Origin of the sequence: Aerococcus agrisoli (genome assembly GCF_003797145.1) — a bacterium.
Taxonomy (GTDB): domain Bacteria; phylum Bacillota; class Bacilli; order Lactobacillales; family Aerococcaceae; genus Aerococcus; species Aerococcus agrisoli.
In genome coordinates, this window is sequence record NZ_RKMG01000005.1 from 18,477 (window position 1) to 40,054 (window position 21,578).

The 21,578-nt window shown below is 38.9% G+C and carries 20 protein-coding genes and 1 riboswitch; of the genes, 2 read left to right on the forward strand and 18 right to left on the reverse strand.

The annotated features are described in order from the left end of the window. Nucleotides 1-75: 75 nt before the first annotated feature. Nucleotides 76-2,073 (reverse strand): sucrose-specific PTS transporter subunit IIBC, encoded by a 1,998-nt coding sequence (locus EF384_RS02460; RefSeq protein WP_123779408.1) that lies wholly within the window; start codon nucleotides 2,071-2,073, stop codon nucleotides 76-78. Between the two features lie 293 nt (nucleotides 2,074-2,366). On the opposite strand from EF384_RS02460, the gene EF384_RS02465 reads away from it, so the two are divergent. Together EF384_RS02465 and EF384_RS02470 are read left to right on the forward strand one after the other, a co-directional pair. Next, complete coding sequence (locus EF384_RS02465; protein WP_123779409.1) at nucleotides 2,367-3,830, forward strand: sucrose-6-phosphate hydrolase; 1,464 nt, start codon at nucleotides 2,367-2,369, stop codon at nucleotides 3,828-3,830. Nucleotides 3,831-3,853: 23 nt separating this feature from the next. Next, nucleotides 3,854-4,843, forward strand: coding sequence for a LacI family DNA-binding transcriptional regulator (locus tag EF384_RS02470; RefSeq protein ID WP_123779410.1), 990 nt, complete (start codon nucleotides 3,854-3,856; stop codon nucleotides 4,841-4,843). Nucleotides 4,844-5,498: 655 nt separating this feature from the next. Here EF384_RS02470 and hbs read toward each other — a convergent pair. From hbs to EF384_RS02555, 17 genes are all read right to left on the reverse strand, one after another. Continuing rightward, on the reverse strand, nucleotides 5,499-5,774 hold the full coding sequence (gene hbs / locus EF384_RS02475) for a non-specific DNA-binding protein Hbs (RefSeq protein ID WP_094518335.1): 276 nt from the start codon (nucleotides 5,772-5,774) through the stop codon (nucleotides 5,499-5,501). Between the two features lie 161 nt (nucleotides 5,775-5,935). Next, complete coding sequence (der, locus tag EF384_RS02480; protein WP_123779411.1) at nucleotides 5,936-7,246, reverse strand: ribosome biogenesis GTPase Der; 1,311 nt, start codon at nucleotides 7,244-7,246, stop codon at nucleotides 5,936-5,938. A gap of 99 nt (nucleotides 7,247-7,345) precedes the next feature. Then, the gene (rpsA, locus tag EF384_RS02485; RefSeq protein ID WP_123779412.1) at nucleotides 7,346-8,632 is read right to left on the reverse strand and encodes a 30S ribosomal protein S1; all 1,287 of its coding nucleotides are present in this window, start codon (nucleotides 8,630-8,632) and stop codon (nucleotides 7,346-7,348) included. Between the two features lie 171 nt (nucleotides 8,633-8,803). After that, nucleotides 8,804-9,490 carry a (d)CMP kinase gene (gene cmk, locus EF384_RS02490; RefSeq protein ID WP_123779413.1) on the reverse strand — a complete coding sequence of 229 codons (687 nt, stop codon included), beginning with the start codon at nucleotides 9,488-9,490 and terminating at the stop codon, nucleotides 8,804-8,806. Nucleotides 9,491-9,520: 30 nt separating this feature from the next. Further along, nucleotides 9,521-10,306 carry a LysM peptidoglycan-binding domain-containing protein gene (locus EF384_RS02495; RefSeq protein WP_123779414.1) on the reverse strand — a complete coding sequence of 262 codons (786 nt, stop codon included), beginning with the start codon at nucleotides 10,304-10,306 and terminating at the stop codon, nucleotides 9,521-9,523. 96 nt (nucleotides 10,307-10,402) lie between these two features. Further along, the gene (locus EF384_RS02500) at nucleotides 10,403-11,884 is read right to left on the reverse strand and encodes a RecQ family ATP-dependent DNA helicase (protein ID WP_123779415.1); all 1,482 of its coding nucleotides are present in this window, start codon (nucleotides 11,882-11,884) and stop codon (nucleotides 10,403-10,405) included. Next, nucleotides 11,863-12,936, reverse strand: coding sequence for a hypothetical protein (locus EF384_RS02505; RefSeq protein WP_123779416.1), 1,074 nt, complete (start codon nucleotides 12,934-12,936; stop codon nucleotides 11,863-11,865). Before EF384_RS02505 ends, EF384_RS02500 begins: the two co-directional genes overlap by 22 nt. Before the next feature lie 87 nt (nucleotides 12,937-13,023). Then, nucleotides 13,024-13,644: an ECF transporter S component gene (locus tag EF384_RS02510; RefSeq protein ID WP_123779417.1), complete on the reverse strand. Its 621-nt coding sequence runs from the start codon at nucleotides 13,642-13,644 to the stop codon at nucleotides 13,024-13,026. 106 nt (nucleotides 13,645-13,750) lie between these two features. Then, nucleotides 13,751-13,868: riboswitch (FMN riboswitch) on the reverse strand. Between the two features lie 83 nt (nucleotides 13,869-13,951). Continuing rightward, entirely contained in the window at nucleotides 13,952-14,674 is a 723-nt protein-coding gene (locus tag EF384_RS02515) for a pseudouridine synthase (protein WP_123779418.1), read from the reverse strand. Between the two features lie 30 nt (nucleotides 14,675-14,704). Beyond that, nucleotides 14,705-15,358: an SMC-Scp complex subunit ScpB gene (gene scpB, locus EF384_RS02520; RefSeq protein ID WP_123779419.1), complete on the reverse strand. Its 654-nt coding sequence runs from the start codon at nucleotides 15,356-15,358 to the stop codon at nucleotides 14,705-14,707. Then, nucleotides 15,355-16,113: a segregation/condensation protein A gene (locus tag EF384_RS02525; protein ID WP_123779420.1), complete on the reverse strand. Its 759-nt coding sequence runs from the start codon at nucleotides 16,111-16,113 to the stop codon at nucleotides 15,355-15,357. Before EF384_RS02525 ends, scpB begins: the two co-directional genes overlap by 4 nt. 15 nt (nucleotides 16,114-16,128) lie before the next feature. Next, entirely contained in the window at nucleotides 16,129-16,524 is a 396-nt protein-coding gene (locus tag EF384_RS02530) for a reductase (RefSeq protein ID WP_123779421.1), read from the reverse strand. Nucleotides 16,525-16,720: 196 nt separating this feature from the next. Continuing rightward, the gene (locus EF384_RS02535) at nucleotides 16,721-18,028 is read right to left on the reverse strand and encodes an ABC transporter permease (protein WP_123779422.1); all 1,308 of its coding nucleotides are present in this window, start codon (nucleotides 18,026-18,028) and stop codon (nucleotides 16,721-16,723) included. Next, entirely contained in the window at nucleotides 18,018-18,929 is a 912-nt protein-coding gene (locus EF384_RS02540; protein WP_123779423.1) for an ABC transporter ATP-binding protein, read from the reverse strand. Before EF384_RS02540 ends, EF384_RS02535 begins: the two co-directional genes overlap by 11 nt. 165 nt (nucleotides 18,930-19,094) lie before the next feature. Next, nucleotides 19,095-19,994 carry a site-specific tyrosine recombinase XerD gene (gene xerD / locus EF384_RS02545; protein WP_123779424.1) on the reverse strand — a complete coding sequence of 300 codons (900 nt, stop codon included), beginning with the start codon at nucleotides 19,992-19,994 and terminating at the stop codon, nucleotides 19,095-19,097. A gap of 31 nt (nucleotides 19,995-20,025) precedes the next feature. Further along, nucleotides 20,026-20,886, reverse strand: a complete 861-nt coding sequence (locus EF384_RS02550; RefSeq protein ID WP_123779425.1) for a CvfB family protein — start codon at nucleotides 20,884-20,886, stop codon at nucleotides 20,026-20,028. Nucleotides 20,887-21,059: 173 nt separating this feature from the next. Then, a complete protein-coding gene (locus tag EF384_RS02555) occupies nucleotides 21,060-21,575 on the reverse strand; it encodes a shikimate kinase (protein WP_123779426.1) in 516 nt (171 codons plus the stop codon). Nucleotides 21,576-21,578: the final 3 nt, after the last annotated feature.

Below are 21,578 nucleotides of genomic sequence, written 5' to 3' on the forward strand. Positions count from 1 at the left end.
ATGCAAAAAATGGTCGGAACCCGAAAGTCCCAACCATTTTTATACAAGTCATTTATCTATTTTAGTGGATAAACCTTATGCTTTTTCATCAACATTTAAGATGATATCGCCAGTGGCTACTTCAAGTCCAGCTTTACCTGTTACATCTGCATAGTCTCCTGAGTTCGTTACGATGATCATTACATCGCTAGCATAACCCGCTTCTTGAATCACTGCTAGGTCAAATGAACCTAAGATTTGTCCTTGTGTAATCGTGTCACCTTGTTTCACGTTTGTCGTGAAGCCATGACCATCTAATTGAACAGTATCGATACCTACATGGATTAAGATTTCCAAACCATCTGTTCCAGTAATGCCGTATGCATGTCCTGTTTCAGAAGCAATCGTTACTTGACCTGAAATTGGTGCAACGATTTTACCTTCAGTATTTGGCACAATGGCAATTCCTTTACCCATCATTCCTTGTGAGAAGACTGGGTCACTCACGTCTGCAAGTGCTTTTGTTGTACCAGCAACTGGTGCGAAAACGGCATGTGCTACTGGTGTTGTAGTTGTTGTTTGTTTATCAGCGGCTACAGGCGTTACAGGAGCTGCTTGTTGGTGTTCTTTTACGACGCGTGCTTCTTCGGCTTTGGCTGCAGCTTCAACTGCTGCTTCTTTTTTCATAACAGATTTTCCGTAAATGAATGTACCGGTGAAGGCTAATACGATTGAGATGACGATAGCAATCATGAATACAGGGATGAATTCTGGAATAATGGCAATGAAACCAATTACACCTGCTGGCCCTAATGATTGACTACGAACATTAAACCAACCTAGTAGTAATGATGCAATCCCTGATGAACCTAAAGCGATAAAGAATGGGTAACGGGCTTTCAAGTTAACCCCAAACATTGCTGGTTCTGTGATACCTAACATTGCTGAAAGTGATGATGATGTTGCTAAACCTTTTGTTTTTTCATTTTTGGTAACGAAGTAGATTGCTAATGCTGCTGCACCTTGTGCTACGTTGGCTACTGAAGCGATTGGGAAGATGAAGTCCCCACCTGTTTTAGCAACGTCCGCAATCAATGCTGTTTCAATTGCTGGGAATGATTGGTGTAAACCAGTTAACACGATTGCTGAGTAGAATAGACCAAAGATACCGTAACCGATAGCGCCAGTTGCTGAGATAATACCTACTAAACCGTTTAATAGGAAATCAGATGCTGTACGTAATACAGGTCCTACTACAGTAAACGTAATGAAACCAGTGATAATAATTGTCAACATTGGGGTAAAGGTAAAGTCGACTGCATCTTTTAGAATCTTATGGAAGAAGTTTTCTAATTTAGCTAGGATCCACGCTACCCCAATAACTGGTAATACTTGTCCTTGGTAACCAGCTTGGGCAATTTGTAAGCCGAAAATATTCCAGTATGGCATTTCACCAGATTCTACGGCTGCAGCTACGTTATAACCATTGACCAATTGTGGCATTACCATGATTAACCCCATAACAGCACCTAGGTAAGGATTCCCACCAAAACGTTTGGTTGCTGAAAAGGCAATTAATACTGGTAAAAAGGCAAATGCTGCTGAAGCAAACATGTTAATCATGTCAGCAAAGTCAGCCCATGCTGGATACATTTCGATTAATGGCAAAGGTCCGAACAAGTTAGGACTTGTTAAGACGTTGTTGATAGCCATGATCAAACCACCAGCAGTCAAAGCTGGAATCAATGGTACAAAGATGTCAGACAAGACTTTGATGACTTGCATGAATGGATTTGTTTTTCCTTGATCTTTCGCAGCTTGTTTTACTTCTTCAGTTGATGCCTGTTTGATACCAGCAATCGCAGTATATTCGTCATATACCTTGTTTACATCACCGGGTCCAACGATAATTTGATATTGACCGTTGGCTTGGAAAGTCCCTTTCAAATCTGGGTCGTTGTCTAAAGCTTCTTGGTCAATTGCTCCTACATCTTTTACGACTAAACGTAAACGTGTGGCACAGTGTGCTGCTGTTACGACATTGTCTTGTCCCAAAGCTGCATCAATACGTTTTGCTACCTCTTTATGATCCATCTTCATACCTCTTTCTATTGATAAATACTTACTAACAAATACAAATAATTGCTTACTTTTAAATAAAGCGTTTTCATTCCTACAAACAAATAATACCAAGTATGGGAAATTATGTCAAACGTTTAACATAAATTATTTTAGATTTTTTTAAAAAGTTATTTTAATAGGCTTTAAACAGTGAAAACGTTTGCCTTTTTATGCAAGGATGTTTAAAATAAACATGCATAGTATTTGACGACATCGGACATTTATATACAAATTCCCCCGTCCCACAAGATTTTAGGAGGCCTATTATGACATTTTCTTTATATCAATTTGACCAGCAAGCACGTTATCGTGCATACGCCGACTGGTCCCCAAGTTATCTTGCTGAACTAAATGCCCTAGCTGACCAATCACCTTGGCGTAATCAATTTCATATCGAACCCAAAACCGGTTTGCTAAATGACCCCAATGGTTTTTCTTATTTTAACGGTCAATGGCATCTCTTCTATCAATACTATCCATTTGGACCAGTTCATGGTTTAAAGAGTTGGAACCATTTAGTGAGTGAGGATCTCATCCACTGGCAAGCGCTAGGTCTTGGTTTAGAAGCAGATAGTGCCCTAGATTCACATGGTGCATACTCAGGTACAGCGATTGCTGATGGTGATGTGCTACGTCTTTTTTACACAGGTAATGTCCGTGATGAAGATTGGACACGTATCCCTCTTCAAAATACCGTGACCATGGATAGCGACAACCAGCTGGCATCTGAAAAAATGACCATTATACCACCACTTGACCTAGCGACTGATCATTTTAGAGATCCTATGTATTTCAGTCAAAATGGCGAATCATGGATTGTGATTGGTGGTCAACGCAAGTCTGATTTAAAAGCGGCTTTATATCTATATAAAGCCACGGACAATGATTTAACTAAATGGACATTCCATAGTGAGTTGACCGTCCCTCAAGCAGACACAGCTTATATGTTTGAATGTCCCAATATTAATTTCGTAGACGGCAAAGCCTTTGTGACTTTCTGTCCACAAGGTATCTCCTCAGACCAACTCGACAGCAAAAATATCTATCCAAATGCCTATTTTATCGCCGATGCGTTTACTGAAGATGGCACATTGACAGGAGCCGGCACATTACAGAATTTAGACTACGGTTTTGATGCTTACGCCAGTCAATTAATCAACAGCCCAGATGGTCGCGTACTTGGCGTTTCTTGGCTTGGATTACCTGAAGTTGATTATCCGAGCGATGACTACGGCTACCAAGGTGCCCTATCGTTAGTCAAAGAGTACCGCATTCAAAATGATCAACTCTTCCAATATCCAGTAGCTGAAACCTTACAATTACGCGGTGAAGAACAGACTTTTGGTACACAAATTGACTTAGGCCACAACCATTATGAATATGCCTTCACCGTGGATGCAAATCAAACAGCTGAAATTGCATTATTTGCGAATGTCGACAAATCTAAAGCAGTTACCTTATCGATTGATACGAAAAATGGTACACTTATCCTTGATCGTAGCAACATGGGTACAACATTTGCGACAGATTTCGGTACGAGTCGTCAGCTAGACCTAACTCCTGGTGAACCTGTGACCGTAAATATTTTCGCCGACAGTTCAGTACTTGAAATTTTCGTTAACCATGGTGCCTACGTCCTGTCTTCACGCATTTTCCCTGGAGACAAGGATCAAACAAATATCATTGCTAGTGGTACACGTCAAAACCAAGTTTGGCCACTATCCATGTAATAGAAAGTGAGTGCAATTCAATCATGAAAGCAAAATTGCAAGACGTCGCTGCCCTGGCAGGCGTGAGTGTGACCACGGTTTCCAGAGTCATTAATCATAAGGGCTACCTATCAGAAGCAACTATTCAAAAAGTAGAAGCAGCCATGAAGGAATTGAATTATTTCCCCAATTCCTTAGCCCGCAGTTTACAAGGAAAATCGACGAAATTCGTGGGCCTTATTTTTCCCAATTTATCGACGATTTTCTATGCAGAGCTAGTGAATCATTTAGAACAAATTCTTTTCAAAAAAGGCTATAAAGCAATTATCTGTAACTCTGAACGCGATGCCGAAAAAGAGCAGGATTACTTGCAAATGTTACAGTCTAATCAGGTTGACGGGATTATCGCTGGTGCACATAACCTTAACTATGACGACTATGAACGCATCAATGCACCCGTTGTGTCATTCGACCGCTATATTGGGAAGAATATTCCCATCGTTTCAGGTGATAACTACCAAGGTGGACAATTGGCGACAGAAACCTTGCTTCGTCAAGAGCCTAAAAATTTATGGATGATTACTGGTTCAAACGATCCTAATTCGCCAACATTTTTACGTTACCAAGCCTTCATGGATGTCACAAAAGCTGCCGGACTAAAAGGCCAAGTGAAATCTTTATCGCGTGACTATTCTCACCTACGCAAGCAAATGCTGATTAAACAATTTTTGGCTGATGAAAAACCGGATGCCATCTTCTGTTCCGATGACTTGACGGCAATTCTAGTGATGAATATGGCCAAAGAACTGGGCATGCGTATTCCTGAAGACATTAAAATCGTTGGTTACGATGGTACACAATTTATTCAGACCTATATGCCACATCTGACAACGATTGGTCAACCTATCGAAGAATTAGCCGATTTATTGGTGGATGTACTGTTACAACAAATTAAAAACGAAAAGAACGTCAAACAAGATGCAGACAAACATTTCGTCTTGCCAGTCAGATTAATCCCGGGCAAAACCATTTAAATACATCAAAAAAGCGGCTGAAACAACAGCCGACAAAAAGCAGAGAACAGTTCTTTAAAAGAAACGTTCTCTGCTTTTGTTTTGTTAAAATATGTAATTCATACAAGTTATGAAGTTAGGAAGTATAGTGCCTTGACCGTGGAAGATCATAAAATCGAAACCTTGGAATCTAAGTTGTACGATTTCCCATAAGGTTAACAGGGATAATATAAAAAATACAATTTTTTATTTATCAAAATGGATAAAAGCGGATATTGATCACTTCAAGGGCTTGTGTGAACATTTATGAGAAAAAAAGGTTCACAAAACTGCCTGTGTGATTCGGCTTCAAAAAAGGAAATCACACAGCCCTCTGTGTGACGCGAATTTTCTCATTTTGAACACTTCAGCGCCCTGAAGTGTTCAAATAGCGGCTATTTTAATTTCAATAAATACAATCCCTAACAAGCCTAATAAAATCCTAAACTATCAGTATGAATTCCACCGAATCACTTCTAAAAATCAATATGAAAAGAGGGCCAAGCAGCCCTCTTTTTCATTTTTCTATTAAGTTTAGTTTGAAAAGGATTCAACATCATCATAATGACCTTACTGAGACAAAAACCAATAAAAAAAGCCGCCGATGTCTAGGACATCGACGACGTTTCTAAAATCATTATTTAACTGCGTCTTTAAGCGCTTTACCAGGTTTGAAAGCTGGTACTTTGCTTGCAGGAATTTCGATTTCATCACCAGTTTGAGGGTTACGACCTTTACGAGCCGCACGGTCACGTACTTCAAAGCTACCGAAACCGATTAATTGAACTTTTTCACCTTCAGCTAAAAATGCTTCGATTTGTTCGAAAACTGCATCAACAACTGGAGCGACGTTCTTTTTAGAATCACCTACTGCATTTGCAACGTTTTGTACTAATTCTGCTTTATTTGCCATTCTAATTTCACCTCCTCCGAATATTCTCGGAAATATTTATCTTAAGATAAATATCAGGATAATCGAAATACTTCTCAGATAATCCTTTTTTAGGATACCATACAAACCGCTATATAACAACGTTTTTAGTCAAATTTCACGATAAATTTACAATTTTTCGGCTATTTCCGATTTCTTGTAATGATTTGTATAGGTGTGCCTAAGAAATCAAATGATTTTCGGATTTGATTTGAAAGAAAACGCTCATATGAGAAATGCATTAATTCTTCATCATTTACAAATGCCACAAATGTTGGTGGTGCTGTCTTCACTTGTGTTAAATAGTAAATTCGAAGTTTTCTACCTTTATCAGATGGTGCAGGGTTCACACGAATCGCTTCAACCAATACTTCATTCAATAATGATGATTGAATACGACGGTTAAAGTTACCATGAACATGGGCAATAATCTCTGGTAATTGCGTTAAACGTTGTTTAGTTTCTGCAGATACAAACAAGATTGGTGCATACTCGATAAATTGGAATTCACGACGAATATCATCAGTGAATTTCTTCATTGTATGATTATCTTTTTCAAGTGTATCCCATTTATTCACGACGATGATAATACCACGGCCAGCTTCATGCGCATAACCCGCGATTGTTTTATCTTGATCACGAATACCTTCTTCAGCATTTAATACGACCAAACATACTTGTGCACGTTCAATGGCACGCATAGCACGCATCACTGAGTATTTTTCAGTCGCTTCATAGACTTTACCACGTTTACGGATTCCGGCTGTATCGATAATTTTAAAGACTTGACCGTCTTCTTCGAAACTTGTATCAATGGCGTCACGGGTTGTACCTGCTACGTTTGAAACGATCACACGGTTTTCACCTAGAATCGCATTAACCATAGAGGATTTCCCTACGTTTGGACGTCCAATTAAAGCGAATGAAATAGTATCATCATCTTCTTCATTTGAAATATCGTCTGGTGCTAGCTTGAATACCTCTTCCAGAATATCCCCGATACCTAAACCGTGAGAACCTGAGATTGGGAATGGGTCACCTAGACCTAATGAATAGAAATCATAAATTTCTGCACGTTGTTCAGGGTTATCCACTTTGTTGACTGCTAAAACGACAGGTTTGTCAGTTTTACGTAACATGCTGGCAATTTGCGAATCCGTTTTGGTTACACCATCACGTACGTTTGTCATCATAATAATGACATCAGCTTCTTCCATTGCGATTTCAGCTTGCAAACGAATTTGTGTCATGAAATCTTGGTCGTTAAATTCGATACCACCAGTATCAATCACGTTTAGTTGTTTTCCTAACCATTCACCTTGTGCATAGATTCGGTCACGTGTTACACCGGGTTCATCTTGTACAATTGAAATACGGTCCCCAACAACACGGTTGAAAATTGTAGACTTACCAACGTTTGGTCGTCCTACAATAGCTATTGTTAAATTTGACATGTATTTGCCTCCTCTCGACATCTTTATCTATTTCAATAAAAAAGGTAGGTGAGTTTCCCCAACCTACCATCAAACCAAATTATGGTTTATTAATAAAAATTATTCGTTATCGTCACCGAAATCGAAGTCTTTTAATTGATCGCCTAGTAAATCACCAAATGTGAATCCAGATTCTTCATCTGAAGTTGTGTTTGATGTAGTGTTACGACGATTGTTGTTTTGTTTACGAGGTTTGTTTTGACGACGTTCTTCACGTGGAGCACTTTGTGCTGCAGATGCATCAACTTCTGGTGCTTCTTCTAAAGCTTTGATTGATAATGATAAACGTTCGTTTTCAGGATCAACATCTAAAACTTTCACTTGAATTGTTTGACCTTCTGTAAGTTTGTCAGCAGGAGTTGCGATATGTTCATGTGAAATTTGAGAAATATGAACTAAACCTTCAACGCCTGGGAATACTTCAACAAACGCACCGAAGTCTACTAAACGACGTACAGTACCTTCTAATTCAGCACCTTTAGGCGCTTTTTCTTCGATATTTTCCCAAGGTCCTGGTTGTAAAGCTTTGATAGACAATGAAATACGTCCGCGTTCTTCATCAACTGCAAGAACTAAAGCTTCAACTTCTTGACCTTCGCTTAAGATATCTGAAGGATGGTTAACGTGTGCTTGAGCGATTTGTGAGATATGTACTAAACCGTCGATGCCACCTAAGTCGATGAATGCACCGAAGTTTGCCAAGCGAGCTACAGTACCTGTAACTTTGTCGCCTTCGTTGAATGAACCTAATTTTTCAGCACGTTCCGCTTTGCGTTTTTCAGCAGCGATTTCTTTGTGTGAAAGAATTAAGCGGTTTTCGCTTGGTTCGATTTCAACGATTTTAACTTCTAACTCTTGGCCTTTGTAAGGAGAGAAATCGTCTACGAAAAAGTCTTCAACCATTGAAGCTGGGATGAAACCACGTACACCCGCGTCAACAACTAATCCACCTTTTACTACGCTCTTAACTGGAACTGTGATTACTTCACCGTTTTCAGCTTTAGCTTCTAATTCAGCCCATACTTTTTTCGCTTCGATACGACGACGAGAAAGTAAGAATGAACCATTTTCTTTTTCTTTGATTTGTTTGATGACTACTAATTCTAAAGTGTCACCGATGTTTACGACATCAGTAATTGAGTCGATTGGTGTAGCAGATAATTCTTTGAAAGGAATAACCCCTTCAACACCTGCGCCTTCGATACCAACAATTACTTGGTTATCGTCGATTGATAATACTTCACCTGTTACTGTATCACCAATTTTTACTTCTACTGATTCAGCAAGAATCTCTTCCATTGATGGAATTTCTTCGTTATTTTGATTTTGATTAAATTCGTTTGACATACTCTAAATCCTCTCCTAAATGTACTACCTCATTCGCACTAAGCCAATGATCAATTATCATTATATCACTTATTTCAACTATATTCAACCAATAAAACTTAAAACAGCATAAAAGAACCCTAATTTCTATTGAATTTAGCGTTCTTTTATGTATTCTCTCTGGTCCATAGTTTAATTTTGTGATAATACTTTGTTTACATATGCAAAAATGGCTTCTTCCACTTGATCCAAATCCATATCTGATGAATCCAAAATAATGGCATCATCGGCAGGTTTCAGTGGACTATCTTCCCGAGTTGAATCATAAAGATCACGGCGCTTAATATCAGCTATCAATTCTTCCAGGTTCATTTCTGAATACCCTTTAGCTTGATTTTCTAGAAAGCGACGTTGGCCGCGTTCTTCAGCTGATGCTGTTAGAAAAATCTTTAACTCTGCTGCTGGTAAAACAACTGTACCAATATCACGGCCGTCCATGATAATGCCTTGACCACCCTTGGTGTAATCACGTTGTTTTTCCACTAAGACTTCACGGACATCAGATACAGCGGAATATGCAGAAACTGCTTGTGATACTTGATCAGTTCTGATTTCATCTGTAACATCTTTGCCATTCACCCAGACACTTTGCCCATCTGCGTTCACCTTGAAGACAATTTCACTTGCTTCTGCTAAGGCGCGTAGTGCTTGATTATCACTTGCTTCAATACCTTGTTCTAATGCAAGTAAGGTAATGCTTCGATACATTGCACCTGTATCTAAATATACATAGGCTAATCGTTTAGCCAATTTTTTGGCGATGGTACTTTTTCCTGACGATGCAGGACCATCGATGGCGATTTGAATCGCTTTAGACAATCTGTCCACCACTCTTTCAATTTTGCTTTGTTATTCTGTTACACGTAATACAGTCCCTGGTCCAATACTAGAACCTGCTGATAGACCGTTTAACTCTAAAAGTTCATCTAAAGTCATCCCATTGTTTACCGCAATACGGTATAAGTTATCCCCTGCTTGAACAGTGTAGGTACCTGTAGATGATGATTCGCTTTCTGAAGCGACTGATGCTGATTCAGCTGCTTGTGATTGAGATGCAGCGATCGATGCTGATTCGGCTGCACTTGCTGAAGCTGCTTGCGCTGCGACAATTGCTGCTGATTCGGCTGCTTCACTAGCTGCAATGCTTGAAGATTCTTGCTCTGACGCCAAACGTTTAGATTCTGACTCAGATGCAGCTACAGCACTTTCTGAGGCAGCAATAGATTCAGATACAGAGATTGATGCTGATTCTGAAGCTGATTCGCTAGCTTTAGACATCGACTCAATATTTTGGGTCTTAGATACCATCACTTGCTCCGTAGATTCAGGTTCAGGTACACGACTTTCATTATTCATATAAGCGAATACTAAAATTGGCACAACAATCATCACAAATAACAAGAAGGCTAATACTTTCGAAGTGGTCGAAATAGTGTCATTATTATTCTTCTTATTGCGTGCAGTTCGTGTATATTTTTGATTCTTTAAGTTTTCAAACTCACCAAAGCCTTGATTTTGAAAATCATCGCTAGTAGGGGGGACTTGGTCAGTTTCAACTGAATCATCTTGCACTTGATCAAAGCTATCCTCTGAATTTTTTTGATCTTTTTTGGTTAATTTATCCCAGAACTTCATCCTGCTACCCCTTTCTTATCATTAAGAATTGTACCATGTAACCCATTTAATGTCAGTAACACATTGAGTAGTTTAACAAAAGTTTATCCCCTTTTGCTAGCTAAATAATTCATCTAAACGTGTCCGCCAGGCGAACTTGTTCGTTTCATTGGGTGCATGTTCCTGTAAAAATTGCAATACTTTGGGTAAGTGCATGAATTCAAGCCAGCTAGCATGGGTTCTAAAATCAGAATTACAGTGCGTACAGCACAAATCTGGTTTCTTTTCCAGGGTCTCGTCGGCGTGATGCAGTAATAGCTCTCGGTAACAACCGTCATGATTCATCAAATCAAGCATTTGGTAAATTTGTTGCATCTTGGTTTGGCGCAGTTTTTGCGCATGTGCTTTAGCTTCAGTTAAGTTGCGAAAATGATGTTTATAAAATCTCAACATGGCTGCAATTGAATCTGAGTAGCGATCCAACATTTCTACAGTCAACCGCCCATCAAATAATGGTCCCAATAAACTTTCTAACAAGTCGGCCTCTTCTTCATACACACGGCGAATCTGTTGAAGACGTGCGCGTTCACTTTGATCATATAAAACGACAGCAACCGCTTGGTCTTGGTCCCGACCAGCTCGTCCAATTTCTTGAACAAAGTCAGCGATATTTTTGGGTAAATGATAGTGCAGGACAAACCGGATGTTAGGATGGTTAATCCCCATACCGAAGGCTGAAGTTGCAAAAACAACATCTAATCGTCCATTTATAAATTGGTTTTGAATAATGTGTCGATCTGCTAATGTACGGTCCCCATGATAAGATGCCACCTGAAACTCAGTTTGTGCTTTGACAAATTTAGTTAGGGCCTCTAACTCACTCTTATGATGTACATAGACAATGCCTGGTTTAGGTAATTCTGCTAGCCACTCTAATAGCTTTGTTTCGCGTTCATTTGTGTGCCCTAATTCTTCAAAAACATAAAAAATATTTGGACGGTCAACAGATTCCTTTATCAGTACCGCTTGTTCTTCAGGCTCAAATAAATAGGTCTGAATATCTTGCAAGGTTTCACTAGATGCAGTTGCCGATAAAGCAAGGGTCAGTGGATTACCCAGAAATTGACGAACGGCCTTTAATTCCGTGTATTCTGGTCTAAAATCAAAGCCCCACTGTGAAATACAGTGTGCTTCATCAACCACTAGCAAATGAATAGGCATTGTTTTTAGTTTTGACCGAACTTCTTGTTTTAGCAGCATTTCAGGTGATATAAATACGAATTTGTAACGGTCCAAGTGATGTAAAATATAGGCTTGTTGTTTCTTTTCGTAGGTTGAATTTAGCGCAATACCAGGTCCCAGCCCCATTGTTTGAAGTTGTCCAACTTGGTCTTGCATGAGCGAAATCAAGGGTGACACAATCACAGTGATGCCCGGTGCTTGGTATTGATATAGTTGATAAATCAATGATTTACCGCCACCTGTTGGCAAAATGGCTAAGGCATTCTGACCTTTTTCTAAAACCGCTAATGTCTCTGCTTGGCCAGGCTTAAAATGATCGTAACCGGTCATTTGCTTTAATTTTGTTTGCCATACCATAAGCCATCCTGTCCCTTCTGATAAATAATTTTCCAATAACGATATAACCAATAATCTTGTTCGCCAAATCGGTCTTTAAAGGCATCAAAAGTTGCATCCGGCTCATGATCTAATAAGACCTGGATATCGGCAAGTTTTAAAGACGCCTTTACGCGTTCCACCAACAACTCTGGCTGACTGAAGGCAATTTCCACAAAATGCTCGGTAATCGTCGATGGTTTTAAGTAACGTTTATTGGCCATTTCTGCCACTGGTGTGGTGGTATTTTTCATCATGATGGCCGTTTTGTTCGTTGAATCATTCCACTTTTTGAAAAATGAATCTACGACTTGAACAAAGTCCGTGAGTAAAACTTGGCCGGGATCCATTGTTTTTGCATTCAACCATCGCGCCCACAAATCATCCGTCAAAGCTTGTTGCACGATGAGCATTTCTCGTTTGCTTGCCTCATGAATTTCGGCGACTTGGTCTAGTGTGACGGCAGATATATGCGCCCCTTCAAATTGTTGTAAAAATACCATGGCTGCTTCATCCGGATAACGACTCAAGTCGGTCAACAACTGAGATTTTATCAAGTTAGCGACGTCAGCCAACTGATAATTGAATGTTGTTTTCACGCGGGTTACCCACATTTTCACCAAAAACTGCGCATGAATATCTTGAATAATTGGAATATAGGTGTGTTCGTGTACGTTGGCATAGGACACAACCTGCATCATCAATTGTAAAGATTGACGGTAAACTTGACGACTACTAGAGATAATCAAGCCATCTCGTAACGGAAGGATATCCTCCACTAACATCTCAAGGAACTCAGCTTGTGCATGGTGACGATAGATAGCTGAAATAGACGGATAATTGGTCGCCTCTTTTAAATAGGCTGCCCATGTTTCTTTTGTAAGCTTAGGATATAAACCAATATGACTAATCATATGGTTTGAAAACGCAAAAAAAAGTGTTGTGGCGGTTCGCTTGCCAATCAACACTTGATATACCGAATTTGCAGGGAGTTCTTGGGCTTTATATGCGATAGCCATTAATAAAGTGTCCAAGAAAATCCCTCCAAATAACGTTGTTTATTTTTACTCGTTCAATACTCGATAGCTTTACTATAACAAATATGAAACGAAAACGCATCTCTATTGACGAGATAATTGAGGGCTACCAAAACGACGAATCATTGTTGGTAGAGTTTGTACTAATACAAAGTGTGCTAATAATGATACCAATACACCTTTTACTAAGTTGAACGGTACGATACCAGCTAAAAGATATGTTTGCATGTTGCCAACATCAAAGTTCATTACTTGCATGTAGAATGGTGTGATTACGAAGTAGTTCAAGATAGTCATCACAATTGTTAAAGACAAGATTGAAATCACATATGCTGTAATTGTTTTGCCGTGACTAATATTAACATCGCTACCAACATTGGTATATGCTGCAAGCATTTGGTCTTTTAGAATGTAGTAGATTGGTAAGATATAAGCAATTGTTGCGATAAATGCTGTTGTATCACCAATTGGAATACCCATTTCCCCACCTGTATACATGTAGTGGAGGAAGTTGGCAATAAAACTTGCACCAATTGCACCTTTAGGACCATATACAAATGCAATCAGTAATAATGGAACGATTGAAAAATCAACCTTTAAAAATGGTAATGCTGGAATTACTGGAAAACCAACAAACATTAGTATAAATGATATAGCTCCTACGATTGCGACCAAAACGATTTGTTGCGTGTTACTTTTTCCCATGTTACTTTCTCCTTTTCTACTTCATGGGGTTGGCACTTAAAGGTGGAAATAAAAAAACTCTTTCCACCTTCAAGGTAAAAAGAGTACGAGCAAACAAGCATAGTTCGCCCATCTTCTTCCATCCTGACTTTACAGTCGGTTCTAGAATTTCACTAGATCAGTCCCAAATGGGAGTCGCGGACTTTACCGCCGATCGGGAATTACACCCTGCCCTGAAGATTGCTTAAAATTTAAATTTAAATTTAATTACAAGATTATTATAGCATCATTTTTACTTATTTCAAGTAAGTTGCTTCATTTTTTTAAATTATTTCTTTTTAGCATTATCCATTAATTCTTGCACTTCATGTTTCAATAAAGTGCGTGCATCACCTGGACGCAAACCGTATAAATTCAAGAAGCCGTATTGTTCCCGTTTCAATTTGGTCACAGGATGACCAATTGCTTCTAACATCTTACGTACTTGGCGATTACGACCTTCATGAATGGTTACTTCAATAATCGTACTATCTTTATCGCGGTCCACAGATAGAATTTGTGCTTTCGCAGGTGCAGTCATCACACCATCAATTTCTACACCACGTTCAAGTGCTTTTCGTTCTTCCCCTTTGATGACACCCTCTACTTTGGCTACATACACTTTATCAATTTCATAACGTGGATGCATTAAAGTATTGGCAAATTCACCATCATTGGTTAGTAATAACAAGCCCGATGTATTGTAGTCCAAACGACCAACAGGATAAATACGTTGTTGCACATCTGGGAAATAATCCGTAACGACTTTACGTCCTTTGTCATCTTTAACAGCTGAAATAACCCCTAGTGGTTTATAGAACAAGTAGTATACTGGTTCTTCTTTATAGATTGGGACTTCATCCACTTCAATACGGTCTTGGTGAGATACTTTGAAACCAAGTTCTCGCACTACTTGACCATTCACTTTCACGCGACCAGCTTCAATTAATTTTTCTGATTCACGTCTCGATGCCACACCCGCGTGCGCCATTACTTTTTGTAATCGTTCCATTTTTTTCTTAACTCCTATTTTTAGAAGAACTTAAGCGTCTGCTGATGCATCGTCTGCATCTTCGCTAATTGTTTCCTCTTTACTTGTTGCTACTTTAGTTGAAAAATCTTTCTGTTCCGGCTCCCCATTTTCATCAATCTTAAATAGGGTCTCTTCGTTAACTGATCCATCTAATACCAAGTTGTTGATATCTGGCAAGTCTTCCAATGATTCTAGACCAAAATATTGGTAAAAATAGTTTGTCACGCCATAAATTATGGGACGCCCTGGTGAATTCTGACGACCCTGTTCCATAATTAAATCACGCTCCAACAATTTATGAATCATATTCGACGATTGCACACCTCGAATATCATCGATGGCCATTCGCGTAATTGGTTGTTGGTAAGCAATGATTGCTAAAGTTTCAAGGGCAGCTTGGGAAAGTTTCGTTGCAAAAGGTGACACAGCATAATTTTTAACAATTTGACCGTATTCACTTTTTGTGACTAATTGCACCCGTTCATTGATGACCGTTAACCGTAAACCTGCTTGATCATCATTTTTTAACTTTTGCCCCAAAACCATGACGTAGTAAAAAGCCCACTCTTGTCGCATCTCTAGCAAGTTTGCTAGTTCATCGATGGCAATGCCATCTTCACCTGCTACGAAAAGTAAACTCTCAATCGCGCCTACAGCACTCATTCACTTTCCTCCCGTCTAATTAATTGAATATCATCTGAAATTGTTTCCTGATACAAGTATAACTCATTTGCCTTCACTAATTCCAAAATAGCCAAAAATAAGGTTACGAAATAGCCCCTTGAAGGTACTTTACCGGCAAAGACCGTTTCTTGAAACATCAAGATTTGCTTGTCCGCATCCACAAATGCTTGGCGAATATCCGACATAGCCATATTCACCGAATAACCATCATTCGCAATGGTCGTTTGAATGGGTTGTTGGTTTTTCAAGCGGAAAGCCATTTTTTGCAAAGCACGATATAAATCATCAGGTGTTAATTGACGACCTGTCATTGGAATTTTATCTTGATAGGCTGATAAGTCTGATGGTTGTTTGGTATACTCCAATGAACGTTCAGCTTGTTTGTCCGCCAAAATATGTGAAATTTCTTGATACTGTTGAAAAGCCAATAGCTGTTCAACCAAAGCATCACGGGGATCTTCATCCTCTTCTTCATCACTCATTTTGGGTGTTTTTGGCAACATCATTTGGGTTTTGATTTCCAAGAGTGTTGCTGCCATCACCAAATATTCTGACGCAATATCTAAAGATAAGTTTTCATAAGTATGAATATATGCCAGATATTGGTCAGTGACTATATTAATTGGAATATCAAAAATATCCACTTTCAAGTCTTTAATTAGGTGTAATAGTAAATCTAGCGGCCCTTCAAAGGCCGCTAGATCTAACGTTAATTCACTTGTTTTCTCTATCATGATTGGCCTATCTCCCTATTCACCGGAAATTGAATCTTTCACTGTTTGCTCTTGGCGATGTTTGGCCCATTTAGAAAGCAATCCAGATAAGCTAATAACGCCTGTCAACGTATATACAGGATACTCTTTTTTCAGAGCCGTCAATATATCGTAGGTGCGTCCTTCTTCACGGAATGAGGGATTAATGGATAAATAACGGACTACAATTGTATCTGTATCGTCATGTTGGTCAAAACCCACTAAACCAATTACATTGTCGCTTTCTGCGTCTTTCCATAAATAAATTTTTCGTTCTTGTTTATGTATTCTATCCATTTCTGCTTTTAATTCAGAAAATTCCTTAAATTCAGGAATATAGGATAGCAGGCCCATTACGACTTTCTCGTATTTTCCTATGTAAGGCACTAGCATGTTTTGCCTCCTTCAATTACTGCAATAACAAAGTATTCGTAACAGTACATTAGCATACATCGACAAGCATGGCAATTTTTTCTAAAGTTTTCACAAAGAATTCATAAATTAAAGTTATCAATTTGAATCATTTTTTGTAAAAAAAGAAGCTAGGTTTATGAAACCTAACTCCTTTCAACGAGAACAATCATCTAAACTATTTTGCATCGCCACTTGTTCGTTCACTTTGTTGCAAGCGCCATGATTGTTTCAAGGTACCAAACAAGCCTTTATCTGAGTATGTGAGCACATTTGTTTTGTAGAATTTCGCCGAAATCCATAGGCAAAGGATAGAGAAAATCAGTGAAATAACTACTGCTATCCATAATTCGCCCGTTGACACTGTTTCTGCAGAAATTCTGAATGGCATGACAAAAGGTGTGAAGAATGGGATATGCGATGAAATTTTTACAAAGGCATTGTTTGAGAATGCCATCCCGAACATACCAATATAGAAACCTGCTAAACTCAACATCATAATTGGTGTGACCATCTTATTCACATCTTGCACATTCGATACAAGTGATCCTAGGAATGCTGCTAATACCGAATAGGTCACGATACCCAAGAAGGCAAATAATAATGACCAAAGAATTACAGGCATCGACGTCATGATTAAACTGTTCACCGTTTCGTCACCTAAGAAAACTTGAATATCAGCCGGCAAGTCAACATTGACTAGATATAGGTAAGCGCCCAAGACTAAAAGTGCGTAGAATGCCACCTGCGTAAATAGGACTAAGAAAATCCCTATCATTTTACCCATAAAATGTTCCGTTGCTGATATAGAAGAAAGGATAATCTCCATAATACGAGACCCTTTTTCGACCGCAATTTCTTGGGAAATGATTGAAATATAGTTGGCTACGAACATAAAGACAACAAAGGACGTGATATAAGCTGCGCCTTGACGAACAAGGGCATTAATATCTTGGCTACTTTCACTCGTCCCTTTTTCAAAGTTGAGTGCGGTCGTTTCGATGGCTACTGTCGACGTAACCAAGGACTGTGCTTGTTCTTCAGTTAAGCCCATATCAGCTGCTCGGTTGGTTGTTTGAACAGCTTTTAAAGCGTCTTGAAAGGGAGTGATTGATACATTTTTCCCACTGGCATCACGGAAAAATGTTGCTTGAATGTTGCTTGGATCACTCTCATCAATTGCTAAGTAGCCATCAATTTCACCATTCGTCAGTGCATCTTCTGCCTGACTTTCATCCGCTACATAGGTTAATTCGTTGGCATCCTGATTGTAGCTTTCAATTGTTTGGACCGTTTGTTCGTTCGCACCAACAATAGCCACTTTACCAATACTTTCAGACGCTGTCGCTGAACCGATAATCGCGGATATTGCAATGACGACAACACCTAGAATAATCGGACTCAATAGCAAAATAATAAAGGACCATGATTTCACATTCTTTTTGTAAACTTCTTCTATAATAATCCCAATATGACTATTGTTCATGTTTGCCACCTGCTTCCATTTTAAAGATTTCATCTAACGTTGGCGGTTGTTGGCTAAATTCTTGAATATATTGACCTTGGGAAATGGTGTTGAATAAATTTTTACCAAATGACTCATCGGCTAAAATCAATTTATATTCGCCAGCTGTCACTTCTGTTACGGCATCTACACCTTCTAGGGCAACAAGTTTATCTGCGTCCCAACCATCGGCCTTCACAAATAAGCGCGTTTTACCATAGGAATTACGGACATCCTCGATGGTGCCATATAATTTTTGCTGCCCATTATCAATCATGATGACCGTGTCGCAAATAGATTGAACGTTAGACATATTATGACTTGAGAAAATAATACATGACCCTTTGTCTCGAAGCTCCAAAATGCCTTGCATTAAATATTCTGCGTTCACCGGGTCCAACCCAGAGAATGGCTCATCCAAAATCACTAAGACTGGTTCATGAATTAAGGTTGCTATCAATTGCACCTTTTGTTGGTTCCCTTTGGATAAGGTTTTAATCTTATCTTTTCGATTCCCTTTTACATTGAATTTGTCCATCCATTCATCGATTTTGGCATTTACATCGGCCTTTTTCATCCCACGTAAACGAGCAAAATACATAATTTGTTGCTCAATGGTCATCTTTTCATATAAACCACGCTCTTCAGGTAAATAGCCTACTGTGTTATAGACAGTTTTCATATGCATTGGCTCATTTTGCCACATTACGCGCCCATTATTTTCAGGTGTTAAAAAATTCAGGATCATTCGAAAAATGGTCGTCTTACCTGAACCATTTTGCCCCACAATACCTAAAATGGTACCTGGCTGAATTTCAAAGCTTACATCGTCTACAGCTACTTTGTTGCCAAAGGTCTTGCGTAGATGTTCTACTTGTAGCATGTGCGTCCCTCCCATAAACCTAAGTATTTAGGTGAAATACTTGATGACATCGTTTTCAAGACCAATGTAACATAACTGCATTTAAAAGTATAGAAATTATATACATAAAGTTATATAGTCAATACAAAAAAGGACTTCCTGTTTTTGTTCAGGAAGCCTTTTTGGCTATGCACGTGGATGTGCCTTAGAATAAATATCTTTCATATGCTGTGCATGAATGTGCGTATAAATTTGGGTTGTAGAAATGTCTGAATGACCAAGTAATTCTTGAACTACACGTAAGTCTGCGCCATTTTCCAGTAAATGGGTGGCAAATGAGTGGCGCAAGGTATGGGGACTAATATCTTTATTGATATTGGCCAGCATAACCAGCTTCTTCAAATTCTTCCATACACCCTGTCTCGACAAAGGTTTGCCGTGATTATTCACGAATAGAAAATTTTGGGTTGCTACTTCATCTTTGACTAATTTTGGTCGACCTTCTTGGATATATCGTTGTATCCATTCTTCGGCTACTTCCCCTATTGGGACGATGCGTTCCTTATTCCCTTTACCAATGGTTTGGATAAAGCCCATATCTAAATGAATATCCGTTAATTGGATATGAATGATTTCGGATACACGCATGCCGGTTGAATATAAGGTTTCCAGCAAGGTTCGATCACGCAAGCCAAGTGGCTTAGCGATATCAGGCGTTGACAGTAGACGGTCGACTTCTTCAAGGGTTAAGACAGATGGCAAGTGCTGTGTCTTTTTCGGCAAGGATATTTTTTCCATAGGATTATCCTTAATTTCCCCATCGAGTTTTAGATAACGGAAGAAATGGCGTAAGGTGGACACGTAATGCGATCTAGTCGATGTGGCTAGGTTCTCTTCATGCATCCATTTGAGATGTTCTAAAATACTATCCTGGTTGATTTGTTGGATGTTCTCAATGTTTTGGCGTTCCAGATAAACGGACATGCGTTGCAGTTCTTGTTTATAGGAAATAATTGAGTTTTCGGCCAAACCCTCTTCCACGCGCATGGTATTTAAGAAATCTTCAATCGCTACTGCTAGCTTCATACTTACCCCTTCTTTAATCTTTAGGTTCGTTTTATTTCAGTTTGATGCCGCCATCAACTTGTTCGATTTGTTTGTTTTTTAACAAGTTACCCACTGCACGTTTGAATTGCGCTTTTGAGATACCAAAATAGCTACGAATATCGTCCGGATTTGATTTGTCATGGTATGGCAAGAAATGATTATCTTGACGTTCCAATAAGGCTAAAATCATTTGCGCATCTTCAGAAATCACTGTATATGCTAATGGTTTTAATGAAATATTCAAGTTACCATTTTGACCGATACCGATGACACGACCTGTAACTTCTTGACCTAAACGTGGTTCTTCCAAACGTTCACTTTCATGAATGAAAGCTAAGAAGTAGTCATCTGTAATGACATAGGTACCAACGATTTTAGCGTGGTAAACAGTACCCTTCACTTCTTGGTTGGTCCAAGATTTAGATTGTGGTGATAGTTTATTGGTAATTTGTTGGAAGATTGAGTCATCCGCTAATTTACCCCAAACACGATCTTTTGCATCTACTTCTAGACGAATCAATAAACGGTCGTCTTTCTTAGGCCACAAGTGTTTTTCACTTGGTAGATCATCCAATGAAATAACGATTTCTTTATCCGGCAAACCGATATCAACAAACACACCTAGGTCTTTACGAACCATAGTCACTGTTGACCAACCATAACGCCCTTGACGTACATCCGGTAATTTGGTCGTCATCATTTTATTATGTTTCATGTTTTCATAAATAAAACCAAGGACAGCATCACCGATTTCATGCTCACCTTCCGTTTTGTCTAATTGGTATGTAATACCTTCTTTTTGAACTGAATAATATTTATCATTTTGGTCAATCACCAATGCACTTGTCACAGTTCCTAGTTCTACGCTCATATTCTATCTCCTTTAAGGCTTTGTTTCTTTTGTTATTGTATCATATTTAATGAATACTTGGCCGCAGCTTATACGTCATAAACAATTGATTATACGTTATTTCAAGCTAAAGGTAAACAAAAAGAAAGTTAACCCCACCAGGCACATGTCCTAATGCGATTAACTTTCTGATTTTACAGATATCTTTGTATCGTTTTTGCTGTTTGATATGCATTTGATTGTTGCACGTCTAACGTGTGGGTAGCTGATTCTAAATATAAAGGAATGCGTCGGTTATATTTGGCTAGCATGTCCTTGCGTGTATTCACTTTTACTAAAGGACGTTGCGCTTTGGCCGGATTGTGACGACTAATACGACGCCAAGAAGTTTCAAACACATCTTGCATATAAAATACTTGATCTTGATCTTTTAACAATTGACGGCATTCGGCTGTTTCAACGACACCACCACCAGTAGAAATGACTGCATTTTCCAATTCTGGATTTTGCAGTAATTTCTTCAAAACACCTAATTCGATTTGGCGAAAAAGACTTTCCCCACCTTCGGCAAATATATCTGAAATAGATTTGCCCTCTTGTTCTTCAATATAAGTATCCATATCCACAAAAGGTACAGCTAAATCTTCAGCCAAGGTACGTCCAACGGTGGTTTTTCCAACACCCATAAAGCCTGTTAAAATAATTGGCATTTT